Source organism: Oceanobacillus sp. Castelsardo, from assembly GCF_001659985.1.
GTDB lineage: Bacteria > Bacillota > Bacilli > Bacillales > Amphibacillaceae > Oceanobacillus.
Window position 1 is genome coordinate 801,332 of the sequence record NZ_LYCS01000001.1, and the last position, 20,494, is coordinate 821,825.

Here is a 20,494-nt window from a genome sequence, read left to right on the forward strand (position 1 = left end):
GCCTCTGATAATTTTAATCAAATTAAAAATTAAGGTGTCATTTTATTAAAATAGTCATCAATCATCACTTGCTTACACGCTTCCCCAACCTCTTCCACGAATGTTTCTAGAACTTTTCCATCTTCTAACATTTCATTCGTCAAAAACTGATCTTTTTCATTGTTGTAATGTTCACCGTATCTTAAGAAAATATGAACCCCATCATCTTTTTTTATTGCACCTGCTTGAAGATCGTAGGAATGAATATGGTATCTTTTTTCTAATTCAGATGTAATATATCGATAGAGTTTAGGGGAAACCGATATTAATGAACGTAATTGATTTTTACTTTCTTTCGTTTGATTACTCAAAACTATCACCTCTTATAGCCTAATGGTGGGGTAATATTCTTTCTTCTTCTTGATTATGAAAGGCATCGACATGTACTAAAGTGTGGAGCATTTCCAAGACACCCCGATTAAATCCGTCCGTTTCAAGTGATTGTTTAATTTCTTTAACTATATATCGTAATATGTCATGATCTCTAGTTAACGCAATAACTTCATCTTTTAATTCTGGAGATTCCTCTACAAGCTCTTTATATAACCCTTCTTCTTCCGCATCAGCATGACGTAATGTTCTTGTCTCCCAATGCTCAACAGCTATATACGCAATTTCTAAAGCCTTGTCCATTTGATTATCGTTTACTAATTTACCAAGGATTCCATTGAGCTCCCTTGCTTCTTCTAAAGCAGCATCATGTATAGCGGAATGACTATCAACATGCTTTAATCCCTTACCTGACATACGCTTCCCTCCTTTTAGGCTAAACACGTAAATGATATACATAATCCATTATGAGTTTCCTTTTCCTTTTTTATACAAAAAAAGGAGTTAATTCTGACGTGCTTATTAGAAAAGACATTTATCGATAAATTTTTCTATATTTGGGTATATTCCCCGAATTTTAAATTATAATCATAGATTTTGAGCGCTTTATTTATGTAATCAAAAAATACGGCTTAACATCCATGTGTTAAGCCGTATTTTCATCTTCCTCATGCCATTGCCTTTTTCCATTTATGATTTTATTGTTTTATTTTTCTGACGCATTGCTTTAGGTATATAAACACAGTACGGTTCACTTTCCATATAATCCCCTGTTACATTATATGCTCTAGATCTTGAACCACCACAAACATCCCTGAATTCACAAACCCCACATTTCCCTTTATATTTATCTGGATTACGGAGATTTTTAAATACTTCAGATTCTCTATAAATTTTTGGCAACGGATTAACGCGAACGTTTCCCGCTTTAATTGGCAATAATCCACTAGGGTATACATCACCAGTATGAGAAATAAACACAAATCCATTCCCATCATTTACTCCTTTAGGTGCACGGCCAAGCCCATCAATTTGTCCAGTTTTCCCCTGATTAATAGCATCTTCATAAAAAATGTGTTCTTTATCACTCATTCCTTTATGTTCACGCATTTTTTGTTGGATAACTACCCTTCTATAATGTTGACCAGCAGTTGTTTTAATATCGAATGGAACTCGTTTGGATAATTGATATAACCATCTAAACACTTTTTCATGTTCTGCAGGAGATATCATATCAGATTCTTTCCCTCTACCTGTTGGAACTAGGAAAAACACACTCCATAGCACACAGTTTAAGTTCTCTACCATTTCCGCCATTTCATCTAAATAATCATAATTATATTTAGAAATAACCGTATTAATTTGTAAAGGCATCTCTAGTTCATGCAAGTATTGGATCGCCTTCATTGTTAGATCAAATGATCCTTCTGTTCCACGAAAATGGTCATGAACCTCTTTACAATGTCCATCAATACTGAATGCCCATCTAGCAAGACCTATATCTTTCGCTTTCTTCATTGCCTCTTTAGTTACATTTGGTGTTGCAGAAGGAGTCATGGAAACACGTACACCTTTTTTAATCGCATATTCTGCAATTTCAAAAACATCTGGTCGTTCTAGTGGATCTCCCCCAGTGAACACAAGCATAGGATTATCCATTTCATAGATTTCATCGATTAATTTTTTTCCTTCATCAAATGTTAATTCCAGTGGATGTCTATGATGCTGAGCTTCTGCACGGCAATGTAAGCAATGTAACGCACATGCACGTGTTAATTCCCAAATTACAATAAATGGATTTTGATTATAATCTTTATTAAACATAATTTTCACCCTCCACCATTACTTAACTATGTACCGGAATAAGCCCTTGACTTACTCAAGGACTTATTAGTCGTTATTTTTTCTTAATTTCTACTTGCCACAAGTTAGGGCCTTCTTCTATATACTCCCAACCAAATTGATTTTCTCTTTCGATTAAAAATTGATAATATAACGGTTTCGGATCGTGATCATTGGAAAGATGCATCATTTCACCGGATTTTAACTGGTCAAAAGCTTCGAATATTCTTGGATGTCGAATTCTAGACTCTATATCTGGTGCATGAAGTTTAATGGAATAGTTTTTTTCACTCATGTGATTTCCTCCAATTCTTTACGTAATCATTCTGTGCTAATGTTTTATTTAGGAACAACTAAATTTTTAAATTATGTAATCCTCCTGTATATTTAGAATACATTACAATTAACCTATGCATTGTGACAGGACGCACTTATTAACTGTGATTTTACTCACGATGAACAAACAATGATATTTCTCACATCTTACGAATCATTTTCATGATAGGATATTATTAAATACGTAATTTGGACATAGAAAGGTGGATAGAAATGTTTCCTGAATCTATAAAAAAATTACTACAGCGTTTTCCACTTTTTAAAAGTTTGGAAAATCATGAAATAGATAATGTAGTAAAACTAGCTAGAAATCGTAACTACCCACATGGAACACACATATTTATGCAAGGAGACCCACTAGAGAATGTTTACTTTATTCATCAAGGTAAAATTAAAATTTATCGAACAGATATTCACGGAAAAGAACAGATTATTAATGTTCTAAGTGAGGGCGAAATGTTTCCTCATCAAGGTTTCTTTAGAAATGATAATTATCCAGCACATGCAGAAGTAATGGAGGACGCTCTTTTAATCTATATTCCTATTCACTTATTTGAGGATTTTCTTATCCATAATCCTGAGGTTAGTGTGAAAATCTTTCGTGTATTAGGAGATAAAATTGTAGATTTACAAAATCGATTAGAGGAAAAAATTCTTCGCAATACGTATGAGCAGATTATCTTGCTTTTAATTCGGTTAGGAAAAAAGCATGGTACGATAGACGAAAATGAGGAAATTACATTACTAACACAATTTACCAATAAGGATTTGGCTAATATGATAGGATCCAGCCGTGAAACGGTTAGTAGAACGTTAACCCAATTAAAGAAGAAAAATCTAATTTTCACGGATGAAAAAGGGAGAACAGTTCTTGATACAAAAAGGTTGAAAGAAGAATTGTTTTAAACAAGTAAGAGGCTGGGACATAAGTATTTTAAGTACTTGAAAACCGAACATGATTGATCGAATTGTTCGTCTTTAGGGTTAAACACTTTAGTTATATCCCAGCCTCTTTATTCATTTTCACTTTCCTCTAGGCTATAACCCTTTATAAATAGATTTTGAACAAAATAAATGAACAGACATAACCCTGTTAGTAAAAATGTCCAACCTAGTGCTTTTTGTTCTGCTAAGAGGTAATTATTACATAGCTGTGTAGGAGTAGCGATATATAACCAAGCCATAATTCCTGATAATAAAATCAAACTAATAAAAATGATGTTTTTTCTTAGGTTATTAAGTTTATTCCAACTATCCCGTAGAGGAATTCCTGCTAAAATTGGTAGGCTGATAAATTTAAAAATCTCAATGGTTGGTATTGTTAGCGCTTCATCCATTGTACGAGGAATCATCCAATAGATGATAATAATCATAAATAGCACAATCCCCGGTACTCCATTATGATTCCAGTTCTCAAAAAAGCTTGGAAATCTTCTCTTTAAATACGGTGTAAATAGCAACCCAACTATAACGAGAAGTGGCATTTGCATATGCATATGGACGACCATAATAGATTCAGATAATGCAATTACCGGAGGAAGCATCAGAAATAGATAAAGTATTAGGCCGTAAATTGCTTGTTTCATTCTGTATCCCCCTCTTCTCGTTTTAAAATGGACAATAGCTTGCTTGCTGCCTCATCCACCTTTTGATAATCCATTACATCTATTAACGTTCCTTGGGGATTTACAAGATAAAAGGCAGAATTATGAGTGAAGTTACCTTGTTTATCCGGAATAACGATAACGCCAAATTCATCTAATAAGCTTTGTAGTTCTTGAACATTCGGAACCCTCGCCATTCGCCATGTCTCACCATCACTTCCAAAAAAGTGTCGATACTTTTCCAGTGTTTCTACATCATCACGTTCGGGATCGAAACTAATACTTAAGAATACAAGATCTTCCCCTATATATTTTTCTGGTACTTGATTGTATACATTAAATAGATTCATCTCTAATTCAGGACATACAGTTGTACATGTTGTATAAACAAATGTTATCATCACATATTTTCCTTTAAATTCAGAAAAAGGATATATATTTCCTTTACTATCTTCTAATGTCACCTCTGGGAATACTGGTTGTTCTTCTACTAGTTTCAATGTTCTTGCCGATTCTGCAGTAAAGGCTTGAAATCCGTCCGTTCCCATAAAAAACAGAATGAAACCAAATAAAATAACGATACATAAGGATATTGTATTTTTATTTTTGATCATCCGATCACACCCTATATTTCTTTTTCACTTTTGTCAAAAAGGGGGGAGATAGCCATCAAAGCAATCCCCCTTTCTCTAAAAAGTGGATTATCCGTTTACCAAGTCCTAAATGGTGGGGATCCTGGTGGTGCGTTAACGATGATTTCCATTAATGGCACGACATACCCCATTGCTACAATAGCTAAAAGCATTACAATCCATAATCCCCAACGCTCTGTCCACTTTGGAGTAGACATCGCATTTTCTTCCTCCTCGCCAATTGGAAATTCAGTTTCCCCTTTTGGTGCGAAGAACATTAGATTGAACGCGATGTAAAACATGAGGATAACTGCAATGATAAGTAGCGTTCCTCCAATAGCTAATAAGAACAAATACGGATCCCAACTTAGTGCAGTTGCATTATCACCGTAAGTAGAAAAAGAAGTTCTTCTTGGTGAGCCTAAAAGTCCAACCCAATGCATAGAACCGGACATAAAGATCATACCAACTGTCCAAATTATAGTTTGATAGATACCTAACCGATTCATCTGTGGTGTTAATTCACGCTTGGAAAGATGTGGAATTAACCAATAGGCGATTCCAAAGAAAGTAAGAACAACCGTTACACCAACTGTTATATGAAAGTGACCCGTTACCCATAACGTATTATGCACAACTTGGTTTAGCTGATTATTGGTTTGAGCAATTCCACCTGCCCCGCCGAATATAAACGCAACCATTGCTATAAACGGTGCTAAGAAGCGTACATCACCCCACGGTAATTTCTTAAACCAACCTAATAAACCTTTTGCACCTTTTTTTCTCCCTGTACGTTCAAACACAGCAAACATCGCAAAGGCTGTCATCAAAGATGGGAATGCAATAGATAAACTCATAAATACGTGAATAAATTTCCAAGTTTCTGTAATACCAGGATCAATAATTTGATGGTGGAACCCACCCGGGATATTTAAGATAACTAATAAAATAACAACTAAGCGAGTTAAGCCATCACTAAATAATTTTCCCCCGATAACTTTTGGCACAACGACATACCATGCTGAAACAGCAGTTAAATACCAAATATTAACTAACGTATGACCAAAGCTCCAAAATAGCGTACGACTAAGCATGACATTGACGGTTTCTGTCCAACCAAAAGCCCAGGGTATAAGCATCAAGACTTCAACAGTTACTCCTAAACTTCCGAAAAATAATAGTACAAATACACCCGTTGCAAAGAACGCTAGTAAAGGAATGTGTTTTCCGCGATGGTTTTTTCTCCAATTGGCGACGTTAATAAATGCTCCAAACGCAGCAATCCAAATACCTAAAACAACAAAGACTAAACCAATATAAAACCATGGTGAAGCTTGCATTGGTGGATAGAAAGTATATAAAACAGATGCATCTCCCATTACAATAGTAGTTGCAACAAAGGCAACCCCGACAATCATCATTCCAAATGCAATCCACCCCATCTTCCGTACCTTAGGTAATAGACCACCTAATGTATGGGATAACGATGCGTAAAAATAGCCGACTGTAAATAGTGTCGTAAATACTAATATTAATAAAACACCATGTGCTGTTAGCGTTTGATAGTAGTCAAACCAACTTGGCAATTCCATTAATCCTGCTCGATTCAAACCTTGAAATAATCCTAAAAAACCTCCAATTAATAAAACGATAAATGCTACTGCAAGATATGTTAAATTAAGTCTAGCATCATCTAAATGGACACCAGCAACACGGTTTATTTTTTTGGATAGGTTACGTTTCTCTGTTAATTCCATTTCTTCTCCCCTCCTTTACTTTACAGTTATAGTTGTAGCCATCAGTTGATGACCAGCCCCGCAATATTCATTACAAAGCACAAGGTATTCACCTGGTTCATCAAACTTTTGAGAAATTCGTTGAATATAACCTGGAGTTACCATTGCATTAATGTTTGTTCCAGCAACTTGAAAACCATGAACGACATCCCTTGATGTTAACGTAAAATGAACTTCTGAGCCCGCTGGTATTTCAATTTCATTTGGAGTAAAGCTGAATGCTTGTAGTGTCAACACTACTTCATATTCGTTTTCTCCTATTTCAAATACACCTGGTTCGCTAAATAGTGGATGTTCGTCTACTTTTTGTGGATCTAATGTTTCTGTATTACTTGGTGGTGCCATTCCTTGAGCAAATGCTTGATATCCAGTAAAAACCATAGAAAGCACCAGAATAGCTACACCGACAATTAGCCAAATTTCTTCGGCACGATGCATTTTCATTATTCTAACCTCCTTCATTTAGATTCGAATCATATAAAATACGATGAGTAGTAAAATAGTAGCTACAATCGTTCCTCCAACAAATACGATGGAAGAAAATAATGCTCCCTTTAATGAATGTTCATCTTCGTAGAGATTATTTTTGGAGACAATTTCTTTATTCTTTTCCACTTTTAATCCCTCCCTTATCTTCTTATCTATATTGTAGATTGAAATTAGGATAGGCAAAGTGAACCAAATCACAATCTTCATGTGATTTACCGCACACCCTTGAAAACAGTCAACATATCATTGCATTTATCATATAATCATAAAAAAAGCATGATCCAGTAATAAACTAGATCATGCTTTTTTCATTAATTATATTTTAGCTTTAACACGAGAATAAAGGCGCAAGTGCCCGTTTAATGACGTATAGACTGCGCCTGGCCATGCCAGGTGATCCGATGTTGCCGCGCAAAGATAAATATATGCTAGATATTCCTGTCCATAAAACAAGTTAAGACCTGTGCTTCTTCATCATTAACTGGAATAAAAAGATGCGGTTTCTCTCCTTTAAAATAAGCGCTATCTCCTTTTTCCATATAGTAATTTTCCCCATCATAAAGTAGATAAATAGATCCTTCCAATATATATATAAACTCGTCCTGCAAATGGGTATAGGTTTCCGTACGCAAATTTCTATTTTTAGGAGTGACATGGACAATCGTTGGTTCAATGTTACTAAATTGAGAACGATTTGCTAATAGTTCATAGGAATACCCCATATGGACATCACCAATTTTGGATTTCCTTTGTGATCTCTTCTGTAAAACTAATGAATCTCCTACTTTATCTTCCAAAAGCCATGATAAAGAAACATGTAAAGCTTCACTTATTTTTGATAAAGTAGCTACAGCAGATGCAGTTTGTCCGTTTTCAATTTTGGATAACATGCTTTTGGATATTCCACACTCATCCGCTATCTGCTGTTGCGTTTTCTTTTGCCGCAATCTTAATTCTTTGATTTTTTGACCTAAATTCTTTAAATCGATAGAGACTCAGTCCTTTCCAAATAATCCCTACGAACACTAATGTTTTAATCATAGAATAATACTTGATTTATAGTCAAGGACCTATCGCTTCCACTTTTCTTCTCTTCATCTAAAATCACTTGGACCCTATAATATAAAAGGGATAAGGCTGGGACAAAAGTATTTTAAACACACAAAATCCATACGTGATTGAGCGAATAATCGCTTCGGAAATTTACTCCGCTTTCACATCCAGTACAGGGGCGACATCTGCTCGAAATGACCTCGCAGTGTCTACCTTGCCGTGGGCGGCTGTTGAGCCTACTCCGGGCTATCGCCCTGCATAGTCTCACCTAGGCCTTTCCTCCCACAGGGGTCTACGTATATTTCCTACGCTTAAATAGTGCATTGTTCGCCTTTTGGGTTAAACACATTAGTTAAGCCACAGCCTCATCTCCTCACCTTTTAGAGACCACTTGCCATTAATGATCTACTAGGTAAAATCTTACCTAATTGATCCTGAATATACAAAGATGCTTCTTGTATTTTCTTTTCATTAATTCCAGTTTCAATTCCTATCCCGTGGAGAAGATATAACACATCATTCGTCGCAACATTCCCCGCTGCACCTGGGGCATATGGACAACCACCTAAACCTCCAATGGAACTATCAAATCGATAAATTCCATAATTCATGGCAGTCATAATATTGGCAATAGCCATTCCTCTCGTATCGTGAAAATGCAGAATAATTTTTTCAGAAGGATATCCTTTTAATATTTCATCCAATAATATTTCCACTTGGGATGGAACAGCAGAACCAATGGTATCCCCTAACGAAAGTTCGTCAACTCCATATTCTAGCAATTTCTCACAGACTGAAATTACGGCTTCTGGCTTAATTTTACCTTCATATGGACAGTCAAATACAGTAGAAATATAACCAGTAACACGTTTACCCTCTGATTTCGCATCTTCTATTACCTGTTTTAAAACAGGGTACGTATTTTGTATCGATTTATTTATATTTTTATGATTATGTGTTTCACTCGCTGACATAAAAACAGAAGCGCCATCAATGCCTGCTTCTAGTGCAAGCTCTAATCCCTTCTGGTTCGGAACTAAAGCAGAATAACTAACATTGGGATTTCTAATTATTTGCTTTCCAACTTCACGCGCATCCGAAAGTGCCGGAATCATTTTAGGGTTAACAAATGAGCTAAATTCAATTTCTTTTACCCCTGTATTTGATAACATGTTTATCCAAGCAATCTTAGATTCCGTAGAGACCCATTTATTCTCATTTTGTAAACCATCACGTGGACCAACTTCCTTAATTTGTACAAACTTAGGGAGCTTCTCCATTTTTAAGCCTCCTCTAGATTCTTTTGACATTATACTTTATGAGGTCATTAGGCAATTGGTGTTCCATAGATCTTGGTCATTCATTTTATTTTAGTCTTACAGTATATTCACTAGTGTTTAGTATTATTCAACATTGTTGAATAAAGTATAACCGATTGTCAAAAGTAAGGTCAATGAAAGAGAAAGCAATATGTATATGGTAAAAAAATAACCCAGTCCAATTGAGATCTGAGTCATTTAATCCTACTATTTACTAAGGCTATCTTGAACTATATTTTCTTTTTGCTCCTCTTCCCATCCTTTACTGACATCTACCCAATCTTTTGCCCAGGAATAAGTAAATATTTCATCATTTGTTAATTCAATTGCGCTATTTGTACTGCCACATGCTGGATAAAGGGTATCAAATCTTTTCATTGATATATCTAAATAGACATCTAAATCATTTTTCAAACCAAATGGACAGACACCACCAATTTCATGTCCGGTTTGTTCTAATACTTGTTCTGGAGATAGCATTCTTGCTTTAAAGCCGAATGTTTTACGAAACTTTTTATTATCAACTTTCGCGTCTCCAGCTGCCACAACTAAAATTGCCTTATCTTCTTCTCCCCTAAATGATAATGTTTTTGCAATTCTAGCACGTTCCACTCCGATTGTATCAGCTGCTTCCTGAACAGTAGCACTGGATGAATCAAATTCTAATATATCCTGTTCTCGATTAAATTGTTTAAAATAAAGTCTAACACTATCTATTGACAATCTTCTTACATCTCCTTTAATTCTTATATTAGTCTGTAACATTATTTTATACTGAAAATCGCTATAATAGTCAAATTATTAACTTCTTTCCGTAAATTACTTATATTGAACTTTTTCTTGTATTTTGTTACGATATATATAATTTCATATAGACCTTATCAGATCGGTGAGGTAGAGGTGCAATGAAGATAAGTAATCAATCGGAGTATGACATCGATGATGATTGATGAAAGGATTCATTGCCGAAGCATAGTGAGCGTCAATCTTATTATAGCTGGGATGTTCTTGAAGAAGGAATAGACTGTCATGCTAGAGACTTTAGTGTGGAGAACTACTGATCGAAATGGAGGATAACGTGTATTGTAATGATAAACAATGATAGGTTATTTTCTATCATTGTTTTTTTATTTACCTTAAAATAATTGGACTACAATCCCATCTTTTCCCCTTCGTTCATTTCTCCCACAATAGATCTAATTCCATTTAAGATGAAATGTAACCGAAAGAAAAAGTATAAACATTGGGAGAGATTGATATGAGAAAAATTTTCACGAATGGTATCATTTATACATTTGATAATATACAACCTGTAGTTGAGGCAGTAGTTGTAGAATATGGGCGAATCATTGATATTGGTTCCACAACCGATATGATTTTTCATTGGAAAAATGCGGATTGTGAAATAATTGATTTAGAAGGAATGACTGTTACACCAGGGTTAACTGATAGCCATATCCATTTATCTATGGTTGCTGAAAATTTTATTAACCTAGACTTAACAGGTGTAACATCTAAAGAAGAAATGTTAAATAAAATTCAAGCCCGTGCAAACGAATTAAAAGAAGGAGAATGGATTATTGGTGGGGGTTGGGATGAAAACTTATTTCAACATGGATCTATCCCCACTATTTCTGAGTTAGATTATGTAGCGCCAGGAAATCCTTTGTTGTTAAATCGTATTTGCCTACATGCAGCCGTTGTTAATTCTAAAGCTCTTGAGATAACAAATTATCACCCTTCTATTACTGTTCCAGAAGGTGGAACCATAGTATTAGATCAAGATACTAAAAGACCAACAGGAATTTTATTAGAATCAGCAAAAGATTTAATTTTACGACATATTCCAGTACATACAAATACTATTTTAAAAAATGCACTAAGGAAGGCCATCCAATTTGCAATGGAAAAGGGTTTAACTAGTGTTCATACAAATGATTCCCTTTATTTAGGTGGACTTGACCAAACGTATCAACTATATGATGAACTACTAAATGAAGAGAAATTAGGTTTACGTACCAATCTTCTAATTAATCATGAATTTCTTGACGATTTACGTTTTTCTGGTATGTACACAGGTTATGGAAACCAAACATTAAAAATTGGTGCTATAAAGATTTTTGCTGATGGAGCATTTGGTAGAAGAACTGCTCTTTTATCTAGTCCATATACGGATGATCCTAGTAATTATGGTGATGCCATATTTGATACTTGTGCTTTATATGAAATCGTTAAAAACGCCCGTGAATTAAATATGCCAGTTGCCGTACATACTATAGGCGATCAAGCTTTAGAAAATACTCTTGATGTTTTGGATGAATTTCCCGCAGCTTCTTATCGTGACCGCTTAATTCATACCCAAGTGGTTCGAAAGGATTTATTAAGAAGACTCGCTAAACCAAGCCGTATTGCTGATATTCAACCTCGATTTTTAGCAAGTGACTTTCCGTGGGTTGAAAAAAGACTAGGGCCCGAACGAATAAAGCTTTCATACGCCTGGAAATCTATGCAAGAAGCTGGAGTCATTTGTGCTGGTGGTTCTGATGCACCAGTTGAACCTGTTGATCCGCTTCTCGGAATCCATGCCGCTGTCACAAGAAAAACACCTGGACAAACGCATAGTGGATATAATCCAAATGAAAAGTTAACCATGATTGAAGCATTTCAATTATTTACAGAAAATGGAGCTTACCCAACAAATGAAGAACATATTAAGGGAACTATTTCAAGAGGAAAACTAGCCGATATGACGGTTTACTCCAATAATCCATTTCGAATGATTGACCCAGACGAGTTATTAACAACAAAGATTGAAATGACTATTATTGGCGGGGATATAAAGTATCAAAAATAACGAAACACTAGATCCATTCCAATTTTAGGAAAGGATCTAGTTTTCATTCCCCACATGCGGGGCCACATTTTACAACCAGTTTTATAAGTTATGTTTTTCAAACATAATAGTAAAACAATCATAAAAGGAGTAAGCAAATGAAAGATATTATCGTTGCAAAGATAAAGGAAATAGAAAAGGAAAAAAATATTAAAGTCCTATATGCTTGTGAGGCTGGTAGTAGAGCTTGGGGGGTGCATTCCATCGATAGTGACTATGACGTCCGTTTTATTTATGTTCATCCTACCGATTATTATTTAAGCATTGATCCTATTGGTATTGGTAAAAAAAGGGATACTATTGATTTTCCCATACATTCTTCACTTGATTTACACGGTTGGGAACTTACAAAAGCATTAAAACTTTATCGGAAGTCAAACCCAGGTCTTCTAGAATGGTTACATAGTCCAATTATTTACTTTGAATCGCCAAGCATAATGAAAAGGCTGATTGATTTAGAAGCAGAGGTTTTTCAACCAATGCCCTGTGTCCACCACTATATACATATGGCAAAGAATAATTTGCGTAAAATAGATGAATCTCCAGAAATCAACATAAAACTTTATTTTCAAGTTGTTAGACCCATTTTAATGGCAAAATGGATTATCATCTATAGTACTTTTCCTTCTATTCATTTTACATCGCTAGTTCATCAACTATCATTACCTGAAAACGCTGTAATAGAGGTATTAATAAAGATAAAAACAAAACAACTATCAGAATCGAATCTGCCAGTTGGAGAACTCCAATCCTTTATAACGAATGAAATAGATTTTCTTGAACAATCTGTCCCACAATTGAAAACGAAACAAATACGGGTAACCAAGAAATTAGATTCCTTGTTTCGTGTGACCTTAAAAGAGATATGGAGGAATTAAGTAAGTGGCTTGATCATTCAAAATCAAGCCACTATCCTACGTTAATTTAGAAAGAAACATCGTTGCAATGCCAAAATAAACAAATAAAGAAATAATATCATTAATAGTTGTAATGAGGGGGCCTGATGCTACAGCAGGGTCTACATTAAACTTATATAAAATAAGTGGAATAATTGTTCCCGATAAAGTACCAATAATTAATGTAACTAATAAAGAAACACCAACGACAAAACCTAACGTCGCATTCCCCTGCCAGAACAACGCAATAACGGCAATTAGAACTCCACATGTTACACCTATAATAATTCCAACCCATAGTTCACGCATGACCAATTTTACTACTTCTTTAAAATCCAAATCGTCTTTTGTTAATCCTCTCACTACAACTGCCAGGGATTGTGTTCCTGTATTTCCTGTCATTCCCGCAATCATAGGCATAAAGAATGCAAGAGCAACTACTTTATCCAATGTTTCTTCAAATCCAGCGATGATACTTCCAGAGACAATTCCAATAAACAATAGGAGAATAAGCCATGGGAGTCTTCGATATGCTGCAACTAACGCTTTTGTATTAAAATCAATCGCTTTACCGGAGGCAGAAAGTTTTTCAATATCTTCATTAGCTTCTTGATAAATAATATCCACCACATCGTCAACGGTTACCGCCCCGACTAATTTATTATTTTCTTCAACCACTGGTATGGAAATAAAGTTATATCGATTGATTATTTTAGCTACCTCTTCTTGGTCTGTATGAACATCTACTGTCACTACACGTGAAAACATAATATCCTCTATTTTTTCGTACATATCAGCAAGAAGTAAATCTTTATACGATACAACCCCTACTAACTCCTTATTTTCATCTATTACATACAAATAGTTCAGGTATTCCGCTAGTTCCGCAAAGTGTTTAAGCTTATCCACCGCTTCACGCACTGTATAAGTTTGGGGAATCCATACATATAGATTGGTCATAATTCTTCCAGCTGTTTCTGGAGAATATTTCATCATATTTTGAACAATTGTGGATTCCTCTTCCTTCATTTCTGAAAGAATTTCTTCAACTTTTTCCGGTTCTAACCCTTCTAATAGGGAAACTAAATCATCATTATCCATCAAATCAAGGACTTGAGTGGAACGCTCAATCCCTAATTTTTCCAAAACAAGTAACTGCTCTTCTTTATCAAGCTCTTGAATCATATACGTCAATTGCTCTGTAGGCATATACATAATAAATTTGTTTTTATGCTTGTTCGGTAAATTTAAGTATTGTTGCGCGATATCATATGGCTGCAATTCATCCATTATAGATAAAAATTGCAGCTTGTTTCTATCTTTTAATGTTTGAATGATGGCTAATGTTATTTCATTTTCTGTCATTTTAAGAGACATATCAACAATTGCCCCCTTCCTTCAGTCATCCACTAACATTATAACTATAAATAAATATGTGTAAACAAAAGTGGTGCTCATATTACAACATCGTTACATTTGTTATATTCCTAACCGAAAACCCATATGGTACCACATAATGGAATATAAAGCCAATTGGATTATATTCCCAAGTCCCTTTCTATAACAGACGAGTTCTGCAATAGCAATCAAATAATATGTGGTGGAATTTTTTGGACGATGTGAAGTTAGCATGTAGTGCTTAAAAAACCTTCACATGTGACATATATCACAATAAGTAAAGATACTATTTGATATAATAAAGAAGACTTGTTTCGAAGCTTGGCGGCACTTTATCTCCCGCCTGTAGAGGCAGGAGTTTTTAGTAACACCGCGTAGATAAAAAAGAGAAATAGAATAAGAATAACTAAATTTAAAATCCCATACTATGGAGGAATGAATAATGGAAAATGAAAAAGCGGATCGATTACGCATTATGCTTCAAGAAGCTTTACAACCAATTTTAGAACGTTTAGATCGGATTGAAAAAGAATTAAAAACTTTAAAAGAACAGGACAAAAAATAAAGGGTAGGAAAAAAGTTTTTTAACTACATGAAATCCGAACATGATTGAGCTAATAGTCACTCCAGAAATATACTTCACTTTCACTTCCAGTACTGGGGCGACATCTGTTCGAAATGACTCCGCAGTGTCTACCTTGCCGTGGATGGATTTGAGCCCTCGTGCCTGTCGTGTCGCAGGTTATTCAACGTTGCTACACTCCTCACAATAAAAATTGCACTGCGGTGTGTCACCCAACCCTTTATTATTTACTCTTAAGTTCCTGAATTTTCTTCGTTAACTCTTTAAACCGTTCATCTAACTCGATATAGGAATCTTCACTTGGTGTTAAAAAACTAAGTCTTCCCAAAACCTCTTGTCTTTCTGTTTCTAGTTTTAATAACAATTCAGCTTCATCTTTCCGATTACTAGATTCATGATTTAACTTCTTTTGAATACTTTTATTCACAATAATCAATTGACTATCCGTTATTTTTTCAAGAAAATAACGGTCATGAGAAACAACGATTAATGTTCCGTTATATTGGGTTAACGTTTCTTCCAATTGTTCTCGGGAAGGTAAGTCGAGATGGTTTGTAGGTTCATCCAAAATAAGTACATCTCTCTCTTCCAATATATAAACCAAAAGCTTACACTTCACCCGTTCCCCCATACTCATATGCTTAATTGGTTCATTCCATTGTGATGCTCGAAATCCTAAATGCTTCATAGCATTTTGGACTTTTCCCCTATCCTCAAAATTTTCTGTGTGAAAAAGTTCTTCTGGTGTTTTTTCTAGAGGTAAATCAAAAATTTCTTGTGTTAAATAACCAATTTTTGCAGAAGGAGAAATCCAGACTTCTCCATCGACTTGGTCTATTCCCATAATCATTTTCAGTAACGTCGTTTTTCCACTTCCATTTGGTCCAACAAGTGCCACCTTTTCCCCATACTTTATAAAAAACTGAACATGTTCAAACAAAACTTTATCATGAAATGTCTTTGATACATCTTTCACCTCTAAAAATCTTTTCCCCACTTTATTATTCGCCTTTATTGAAAATTGTACGGTATATTCAGGATTAACTTGATCTACTTTTGCTTTTTCAAGCTCTTTCTCCAGTCTTTTTTGTTTTGATTTAATTTGGGAATCCGTACGCTTTGCCTTTTTACGATGATATTCTTTAAATCCTTCTTTCTTCGTAGATTGGGCATGGGCTTTATTCGACCAAGAAGTTAATTCGTTTATTTGTCCTTCAATCCGCTTTTTCATTTTTTGCTGATTATCATAAGCTCGTTGCTGGGATAATCTTCTCTGTTTCCGAAAATCTATAAAGCTGGAATAGTTCCCAATATGTTCTGTTAATGATTTGTCTTCCAAAGACCAAATTTTAGTTGCAACAGCATTCATGAAATAACGATCATGGGAAACAAAAATAATGGTTCCTTTGTAGTCTTGAAGATACTTTATTAATAACTCCATACTTTCTTCATCTAAATGATTCGTAGGTTCATCTAACAATAACAATTCAGCTTGTTTGGAAAGACCATTAGCTAGTCGTGCTTTTAATCGTTCCCCACCGCTTAATTGTTTAAAATTATTTTCCGGTACATTCCAATAGCTTAATAATTTTGCTTCAATAGATGATGTAAGATTAGTGGAAAAAGATTTCGTTTCTTGTTCTACCATCACGGTTCTTATATTATCCTCAATAAAGTTAACCCGTCCTTTTGTTGGTTGAATTCTGTGTTGAATTAGTTCAAGTAATGTCGTTTTTCCAGCACCATTTTTTCCAATTACAGCAATGATATCACCTTCGTGCACGGTTGCATTTACATTTCTAAAAATTTCCGTATCCTTTATTTCATAAGTTATATTCATTAATTTCAACATTTCTCTCATTTCGATCGTACCCTTTCTTTAAGGGAGGATTTCCGAAAGTCCTTATAACTTAACTTATTAAATTCAAAAAATCCTCCCAATATCATTGGAAGGATTAGCCATACCTATACATAACAAGTAACCTTATTATTAATAATAATCCCGAAATTAAAAGTGGGCAGACTAATCCTATTTTTTCTCCAGATTGAAATAGAAAATATTTCATTTCAAACGTTTAAAAATAAGATTAGTTTTTCATTGTCCACCCATCAGTCCTCTCTTTTCATTCTTCTTATAGTATAACATATTCTTATTCAAAGTATCATTATTATTTTTTATTTCAAAACAAATTTGGTTTTACTATAACCTTCTTTTGTTTTCTCAACTTGTAACACTGCTGGAAACATGTTTTTCAATTCCTGAACATGAGAAATAACTCCAATCATGCGACCGGTTTGTTGTAATTCAATCAACGTATCAATTGCTTTAAATAAAGATTCTTCATCTAACGACCCAAATCCTTCATCAATGAACATGGTTTCAATGGAAATATTCCCTTGAAAACTTTGGATAACATCTGACATTCCTAATGCTAAACATAAGGAAGCATTGAACTTTTCTCCTCCTGATAACGTCTTTACATCCCGCGTTTGCCCAGTGTACGTGTCAAATACATCCAGTCCAAGTCCACTTTGCTTTCCATGGGATTCTTGGCGGTCACTTCGAATTAAATAAAATTGCCCATTGGATAATCGTTTTAAGCGGTGGTTTGCTGCTTCAATAATTCTTTCCAAATATTCAATTTGCAAATAGCGTTCAAATGAGATTCGTTTGTCATTTTGTCCACGTATCATGTCATGCAAATCTGTAATGATTGACAAATCTTTTTCAAACTGAACTACTTGCTCATGCCCATCTAAAATACTAATCATTAATTTATCTGTCTCTTGATAATATTCTTTGGAAAGATTTAATCGTGTTAACTTATTTTCATATTTCTGTTTAAGTTGTGCAAGTTGTGCCTCTAATTGGATTAGATCAAGTCTTTCTTTACCTTCTAAAACAATCTGCAATTCATGAACCTGTGATTTTACAGTTAATAATTCTTCATTAAAACGTTGAATAGCAACTTTCAATTTCTGTTGTTCAACTTGAGACATTTTCGCATGTTTAAATTCTTCTAAACTAGTAAAAGCAGCCTCTTCTAATTTAGTTTTAAATTCTTTTTTAGCTTTTTCTTTTTTCAGTTTTGTTTCTTCAAGTTGTTTTATCGCATAATGTAAATTAGAATCTGACTTGGTATCCTCTTCTTTTGCTTGTTCTAACTGCTTTTGCGCTAATTCCCAACTCTCTTCCAAGTATTGTTTATGTTTAGCCATTTTTTCAATTTCATTTTCTAAAACAGTTAGATTTCTTACGTCTTCAGGAACACGATTTAGTCTTTCCTCATAGCGCACTAATGCTGTTTGATATTCCTCATTGTACTGAGAAAAAATATGATCTAGCTTTTCCTTTTTCGTTTGAAGTTCCCTTATGAAGGTTAATTCTTTTTCATGATTCACCCTTAAGCTTCTTAATTCCTCAGCTAACTTTATAAGTTGATCTACTTCTTCTTTTATCCTTTTGCCTTCAATCACTACTTCATCATAAATAGAAATAGCTTCTTCTTTTTGAATATTAAATTGCAGTTGTAATTCAGATTCCATATCTTGTAAAGTGTTTTTATTAGCGGTTAGTACTCCATCCGCTTTTCGATAAAGTTCCTCCGTATTACGCAAGCTTGCTCTCAAAGATTGGAGTTCTTCTCTTGTTACAAGTTTCCCACTATTTACCGCCTTTTGTGGATGTTCCTTACTTCCACAAACTGGACAAGCCTCTCCATCATGTATATGCTCCGCCAAAACAACCGCTTGATTATTTAACCAAATTTCTTCCTGTTCTTGATAGCTCTGTTTTAATTGATCATAGGCTTGCTTTTTATTAGTAACATCAGCTTCTAGCTCTTTCATTTTCTTCTGCAATTTTTTGTAATCTAATAAAGCTTGTCCTTTCACCTTTAACTCTGATAATTTTGCTTGTTTACTGTGTAAATGAGAGGTTTTTTCGTCTAGCTCTTTTATTTTTTGGTAATCATCATCACTCTTTTTTTGCTTCTGAACCACATCTTCTTTAACTTTCTCAAGATTGGTAGAAGCTGTCTTAACTTGCTTCTTAAGTTCGACAATATGCCGCTTCGTTTTTTCCATATCTTGCACCATTGGCAAAATTTCTTTAAGGTGATCTAGCTTTTTAGTTACTCGTTCCCGCTCTTCCTTTTTATCCTCCTGCTCACGATAAATCGTTCGTGCTTTCTCGAATTGTTCAGTAGCTTTATTTTTAGCTAATTTTGCCTGATTCAGAAGATTAGATTTATGTTTCTCATCCATCTGCCAATCATTTACTTGCTTTTCATATACTTCTATCGTAGTTGCTCGTTCTGCCACTTCAAGTTCCCGTTGTTTTATTTCAACATTAGGTATTTTTTCTTCTAATTGTTTGAGACGAGCCTTTTTCTCATCCATCTCTTGAAACCGTTCGTTCATTACTTTTGCTTGAAAATACTCGGCTTGTTTCTTATTATGCAGGGCATATGCATCATCATACTCTTTTTGATCATTTTCCATTTGCTTAACATAAAATTCCTTCTCTTCTTTTAAACCAAAAATAACTTGATTCATATTGAAATGTTCTTCCGAGATTACTTGAAATAATAAGGAATTCTCTCGATTTGGCAGATTAGATGAGATACCTTGAATATAATGGTCAATCGCTTGTTTTGCTTGATTATACAATTGTTTAACACTTTGCTTCCTTTGATGAAGTCGTTCCCCTATTTGTTGATAAGATTCTGTTTTAAAAATCCTCCGCAATATTTCCTCTTTATTTTCTGTTTCTGAAGTTAATAATTTACGAAATTCCCCTTGCGGAAGCATAACAATTTGTTTAAATTGATCTTTCGTTAATCCGATAATAGTCTCTACTTTTCTATCAATTTCTGAAATGATTTGCCGGTCGACACAAGGAATCTCTTTATCCCCCACTATTTCATAAAACTCATATTTTTCCCCTGTCTTTGTTTTATTTCCTTTCTTCACATGGCCCAATTGACGTAAAATACGATAGATTCTACCATGTAATTCAAATATAAGTTCAACAGAAGTATGTGTACTATCTTCCGCAAAATCACTACGGAGCATGGTCTGGTTTTCACGATCTGAACCGCTCGCACTACCATATAAAGCAAAACAAATACCATCAAAAATGGTTGTTTTTCCAGCTCCAGTATTTCCAGATATGACAAATAAATGGTTTTGTTCCAAATCTGTAAAATCGATAGTTTCACTATATTTATAAGGACCAAATGCCGTCATCGTTAATTTTAGTGGTTTCACTGTTTTACTCCTT

General features: G+C 34.5%; 19 protein-coding genes and 1 riboswitch. Of the genes, 4 read left to right on the plus strand and 15 right to left on the minus strand.

Features of this window, described 5'->3' with window-relative positions:
• Window positions 1–29: 29 nt before the first annotated feature.
• The 4 genes from A9178_RS04040 to A9178_RS04055 all read right to left on the minus strand — a co-directional run bounded on the left by A9178_RS04040 (window position 30) and on the right by A9178_RS04055 (window position 2,506).
• On the minus strand, window positions 30–350 hold the full coding sequence (locus tag A9178_RS04040) for a hypothetical protein (protein WP_068672615.1): 321 nt from the start codon (window positions 348–350) through the stop codon (window positions 30–32).
• A gap of 19 nt (window positions 351–369) precedes the next feature.
• Complete coding sequence (locus A9178_RS04045; RefSeq protein WP_068672616.1) at window positions 370–786, minus strand: hemerythrin domain-containing protein; 417 nt, start codon at window positions 784–786, stop codon at window positions 370–372.
• A 273-nt stretch (window positions 787–1,059) separates the two neighbouring features.
• Complete coding sequence (locus A9178_RS04050; RefSeq protein ID WP_068672617.1) at window positions 1,060–2,193, minus strand: TIGR04053 family radical SAM/SPASM domain-containing protein; 1,134 nt, start codon at window positions 2,191–2,193, stop codon at window positions 1,060–1,062.
• A gap of 73 nt (window positions 2,194–2,266) precedes the next feature.
• A complete protein-coding gene (locus A9178_RS04055) occupies window positions 2,267–2,506 on the minus strand; it encodes a DUF2249 domain-containing protein (protein ID WP_068672618.1) in 240 nt (79 codons plus the stop codon).
• A 254-nt stretch (window positions 2,507–2,760) separates the two neighbouring features.
• Between A9178_RS04055 and A9178_RS04060 the strand changes: the two genes are divergently transcribed.
• Window positions 2,761–3,453, plus strand: a complete 693-nt coding sequence (locus tag A9178_RS04060; RefSeq protein ID WP_068672619.1) for a Crp/Fnr family transcriptional regulator — start codon at window positions 2,761–2,763, stop codon at window positions 3,451–3,453.
• 107 nt (window positions 3,454–3,560) lie between these two features.
• Here the strand turns inward: A9178_RS04060 and A9178_RS04065 are convergent, their stop codons facing one another.
• From A9178_RS04065 to A9178_RS04095, 8 genes are all read right to left on the minus strand, one after another.
• Window positions 3,561–4,133, minus strand: coding sequence for a hypothetical protein (locus A9178_RS04065; RefSeq protein ID WP_068672620.1), 573 nt, complete (start codon window positions 4,131–4,133; stop codon window positions 3,561–3,563).
• On the minus strand, window positions 4,130–4,765 hold the full coding sequence (locus tag A9178_RS04070; RefSeq protein ID WP_068672621.1) for an SCO family protein: 636 nt from the start codon (window positions 4,763–4,765) through the stop codon (window positions 4,130–4,132). The genes A9178_RS04065 and A9178_RS04070 overlap by 4 nt, the downstream gene beginning before the upstream one ends.
• A 95-nt stretch (window positions 4,766–4,860) precedes the next feature.
• Window positions 4,861–6,540 (minus strand): cbb3-type cytochrome c oxidase subunit I, encoded by a 1,680-nt coding sequence (locus tag A9178_RS04075; protein ID WP_068672622.1) that lies wholly within the window; start codon window positions 6,538–6,540, stop codon window positions 4,861–4,863.
• A 15-nt stretch (window positions 6,541–6,555) separates the two neighbouring features.
• The gene (locus A9178_RS04080) at window positions 6,556–7,023 is read right to left on the minus strand and encodes a cytochrome c oxidase subunit II (RefSeq protein ID WP_068672623.1); all 468 of its coding nucleotides are present in this window, start codon (window positions 7,021–7,023) and stop codon (window positions 6,556–6,558) included.
• An 18-nt stretch (window positions 7,024–7,041) separates the two neighbouring features.
• Window positions 7,042–7,194 carry a hypothetical protein gene (locus A9178_RS18885; RefSeq protein WP_156520693.1) on the minus strand — a complete coding sequence of 51 codons (153 nt, stop codon included), beginning with the start codon at window positions 7,192–7,194 and terminating at the stop codon, window positions 7,042–7,044.
• A gap of 302 nt (window positions 7,195–7,496) precedes the next feature.
• The gene (locus tag A9178_RS04085) at window positions 7,497–8,015 is read right to left on the minus strand and encodes a helix-turn-helix domain-containing protein (RefSeq protein ID WP_231889785.1); all 519 of its coding nucleotides are present in this window, start codon (window positions 8,013–8,015) and stop codon (window positions 7,497–7,499) included.
• A gap of 486 nt (window positions 8,016–8,501) precedes the next feature.
• Window positions 8,502–9,401, minus strand: a complete 900-nt coding sequence (locus A9178_RS04090) for a hydroxymethylglutaryl-CoA lyase (RefSeq protein ID WP_068672625.1) — start codon at window positions 9,399–9,401, stop codon at window positions 8,502–8,504.
• Between the two features lie 246 nt (window positions 9,402–9,647).
• On the minus strand, window positions 9,648–10,163 hold the full coding sequence (locus tag A9178_RS04095) for a YbaK/EbsC family protein (RefSeq protein ID WP_068672626.1): 516 nt from the start codon (window positions 10,161–10,163) through the stop codon (window positions 9,648–9,650).
• A gap of 164 nt (window positions 10,164–10,327) precedes the next feature.
• Window positions 10,328–10,505: riboswitch (Lysine riboswitch) on the plus strand.
• 193 nt (window positions 10,506–10,698) lie between these two features.
• On the opposite strand from A9178_RS04095, the gene A9178_RS04100 reads away from it, so the two are divergent.
• A complete protein-coding gene (locus A9178_RS04100) occupies window positions 10,699–12,294 on the plus strand; it encodes an amidohydrolase (RefSeq protein WP_068672627.1) in 1,596 nt (531 codons plus the stop codon).
• A 137-nt stretch (window positions 12,295–12,431) separates the two neighbouring features.
• A complete protein-coding gene (locus A9178_RS04105; RefSeq protein ID WP_068672628.1) occupies window positions 12,432–13,211 on the plus strand; it encodes a nucleotidyltransferase domain-containing protein in 780 nt (259 codons plus the stop codon).
• 36 nt (window positions 13,212–13,247) lie between these two features.
• On the opposite strand, the gene mgtE is transcribed toward A9178_RS04105, so the two are convergent.
• Window positions 13,248–14,606 carry a magnesium transporter gene (gene mgtE, locus A9178_RS04110; protein ID WP_068672629.1) on the minus strand — a complete coding sequence of 453 codons (1,359 nt, stop codon included), beginning with the start codon at window positions 14,604–14,606 and terminating at the stop codon, window positions 13,248–13,250.
• Between the two features lie 463 nt (window positions 14,607–15,069).
• Between mgtE and A9178_RS19480 the strand changes: the two genes are divergently transcribed.
• The gene (locus A9178_RS19480; protein WP_255376705.1) at window positions 15,070–15,192 is read left to right on the plus strand and encodes a hypothetical protein; all 123 of its coding nucleotides are present in this window, start codon (window positions 15,070–15,072) and stop codon (window positions 15,190–15,192) included.
• Window positions 15,193–15,433: 241 nt separating this feature from the next.
• On the opposite strand, the gene abc-f is transcribed toward A9178_RS19480, so the two are convergent.
• Together abc-f and A9178_RS04120 are read right to left on the minus strand one after the other, a co-directional pair.
• Window positions 15,434–17,071, minus strand: a complete 1,638-nt coding sequence (abc-f, locus tag A9178_RS04115; RefSeq protein WP_068672630.1) for a ribosomal protection-like ABC-F family protein — start codon at window positions 17,069–17,071, stop codon at window positions 15,434–15,436.
• A gap of 314 nt (window positions 17,072–17,385) precedes the next feature.
• A complete protein-coding gene (locus A9178_RS04120; protein WP_068672631.1) occupies window positions 17,386–20,481 on the minus strand; it encodes an AAA family ATPase in 3,096 nt (1,031 codons plus the stop codon).
• Between the last annotated feature and the right edge of the window lie 13 nt (window positions 20,482–20,494).